Raw genomic sequence first — 2,661 nt, forward strand, 5'->3', positions numbered from 1 at the left:
CCACCCCGACCCCATCCCCCCTCCGCACCATTCCCCCCCCCTCCGCGTCATTCCTGCGAAGGCAGGAATCCAGAGGGGCGGCCGTGCGGGGCGCCCCCTCCACCAACCACGTCAATCACCCTCTCACCGCAACCTCCATCCCGGCGAAAGCCGGGATCCAAGGGCGGGGCCCCTCGCGCCCCTCACAAACCGCACCGGCCAACCCACCCCCACCCCATTGACAGACCGGAATGCATGTTCTAATATAGTAAGAACTAGTGTTCGGGCAGGCGATTGCCAACACCAAAAGCGTGGAGAGGCGCAGGCGCCCCCATGGAGGGGGTGGGGGCGCCCGCGACAAGCCTCACCCGGAGCGACAGGAAACCACAACCACATAGGCGGCGAGGGAGGGGCCGGCCGGCACGCAAGTGCGCCGGCCCCTTTCGTTTGCACCCAACGAGGCCAAGCCGGGTATACTACCCGCGTCCCAGCATCACTCACCCGAAGGGAGCGCTATGACCCAGGCACCCGCCAACGGCAACACCACCGGCATCCTCGCCGGCTACATGGCCGCCGCCCGCGACCGCGCCCTGCCCGCCGACGTCGACCGGGAGGCCAAGCACCGCCTCCTCGACAGCCTCGCCGCCATCGTCTCCGGCAGCACGCTGCTGCCCGGGCAGATGGCGGACAAGTACGTCCGCACCCTCGGCGGCGTCCCCGAGTCCATGGTCATGACCACCGATGTCGTCACCTCCGCCGCCAACGCCGCCCTCGCCAACGGCATGATGGGCCACGCCGACGAGACCGACGACTTCGACCCGCTGTCCAAGGCCCACCCCGGCTGCAGCGTCGTCCCCGCCGCGTGGGCGATGGCCGAGCGCGAGGGCGCGTCCGGCGCCGAGCTCCTCCGCGCCGTCGCCCTCGGCTACGACGTCGCCTGCCGCATCCTCCTCGCCGTCGACGCCGACAAGCTTCGCGCCGCGCACCACAGCGCAGAGGGCTTCGGCGCAACCTTCGGCGCGACGGGCGCGGCCGCCTCCCTCGCCCGCCTCGACCCGATGCAGATGCGCTACGTGCTCTCCTACGCCTCGCAGCAGGCCTCCGGCCTCTGGGCCTGGGTCGGCGACGAGGAGCACGTCGAGAAGGCCTTTGACTTCGCCGGCATGGGCGCCCGCAACGGCGTCACCGCCGCCACCATGGTCCAGATGGGCTTCTCCGGCGTCCCCAACATCCTCGACGGCGAGCACAACCTGCTGCTGGCCTTCTCCCAGAATCCTGACCCCAGCCGCATCACCGACGGCCTCGGCGAGGTCTTCTCCGTCTCCTCGACTGCCATCAAGCCCTACGCCGTCGGCTACCCGATCCAGTCGGCGCTCGATGCCCTGTTCACCATCACCGCCGCCCACAACGTCACCGGCGCCGACGTCGCCAGCGTCGTCGCCCGGCTCCCCACCGACGGCGCGGGCGTCGTCAACAACCGCGCCATGCCGGACGTCAACATCCAGCACTGCATCGCCCTCGCGCTGGTCGACGGCGGCGTCTCCTTCACCTCCACCCACTCCTACGAGCGCATGGCCGACGCCGAGGTGCTCGCCATGAAGGAACGCGTAACCCTTCAGCCGGAGGCCAGCCTCGTCATGCCCGAGGCCCCGCGCCAGGCCATCATTGAGGTGACGACCACGGACGGCCGGGTGTTGAGCCACCACACCAAGTACGCCCCGGGCACGGCCCAGAACCCGCTCGACACCGGCAGGGTATGCGAGAAGGCGCGCGACTTGATCGGGCCGGTGCTGGGGGAGAACGCGACTGAGCAGCTCATAGACCGCGTGCTCCACATCGAGGACGTTGCGAACATCCGGGACCTGCGCCCGCTCTTGGCGAGAGGCTAGCCGCCCCCCGTTCGCCCTGACTCCGTCCTGAGCCTGCCGAAGGGTCCCATGAACGGAGGGTCCCCCTCATACCGGCGAATGCCGGTATCCAGAGGCGCAACGAGCATGCCCGTTCACCCCGCCGTAGGGGCAACCCTCGTGGTTGCCCCTCTCCCACTCCCGTTCGCCCTGAGGGAAATCGAAGGGCGTGTCCTGAGGCTCTCGAAGGGTGTGTCCTGAGGCTCTCGAAGGGCCGGGCAGCCGCCGTCGCTTCGTTTTACCGGCGGAGGCCGGTATCCAGAGTCGCTAGCCAACCAGCGTGTCCACCCATCCTTGCCACTCGCTCTGGTTCTGCAAGCCGTAGCCCTTTCGCAGCTGGATGACCCCGCTCGCGTCGATGCCCACCGCGCTTGACTGCGCCGTTATGCGATAGCCATCCGCGACGATGCTCCGCTCGTACGCCGCGATCGGAAAACTCAGCCCACGGTTGTTCGAGTACCTCGTCAGTTCGGACTGCGTCGATAGTGCGTCATAGCTGATGCCCACGATCAACACGTCATCGCTGTTCGTTGAGTAAACCCTCTGCAGATGCGGAACCTCCGCATTACAGGTCGGTCACCATGTCGCGAAGAAGTAGACGATCACCGCCTTCCCGGACGCCGTCACCTCCGAGAGCGTGACTGTCTCCCCGCTGACCGCCGTCACGGTGAAGTCCGGCGCCCGCTGCCCGACCTGGTGGCCGACGGGTATGTTCGGCGTCGCCGTGGGCGGCACTGGAGTAGCCGTAGGCCGCGGCGTGGCCGTCGGCGCGGGC

General features: G+C 68.6%; 3 protein-coding genes. 1 reads left to right on the forward strand and 2 read right to left on the reverse strand.

Annotated features, from left to right (window positions below):
• The first annotated feature begins 494 nt into the window (after window positions 1-494).
• On the forward strand, window positions 495-1,868 hold the full coding sequence (locus tag OXC99_02905; GenBank protein MCY4623935.1) for an MmgE/PrpD family protein: 1,374 nt from the start codon (window positions 495-497) through the stop codon (window positions 1,866-1,868).
• Window positions 1,869-2,153: 285 nt separating this feature from the next.
• On the opposite strand, the gene OXC99_02910 is transcribed toward OXC99_02905, so the two are convergent.
• Together OXC99_02910 and OXC99_02915 are read right to left on the reverse strand one after the other, a co-directional pair.
• On the reverse strand, window positions 2,154-2,402 hold the full coding sequence (locus tag OXC99_02910; GenBank protein MCY4623936.1) for a hypothetical protein: 249 nt from the start codon (window positions 2,400-2,402) through the stop codon (window positions 2,154-2,156).
• A gap of 60 nt (window positions 2,403-2,462) precedes the next feature.
• Window positions 2,463-2,661: redoxin domain-containing protein (locus tag OXC99_02915; protein ID MCY4623937.1), on the reverse strand; the 199-nt coding region annotated here is incomplete at its 5' end.

The sequence above is a fragment of the Chloroflexota bacterium genome (genome assembly GCA_026713825.1).
Classification (GTDB): Bacteria; Chloroflexota; Dehalococcoidia; order Lucifugimonadales; family UBA1127; genus UBA1127.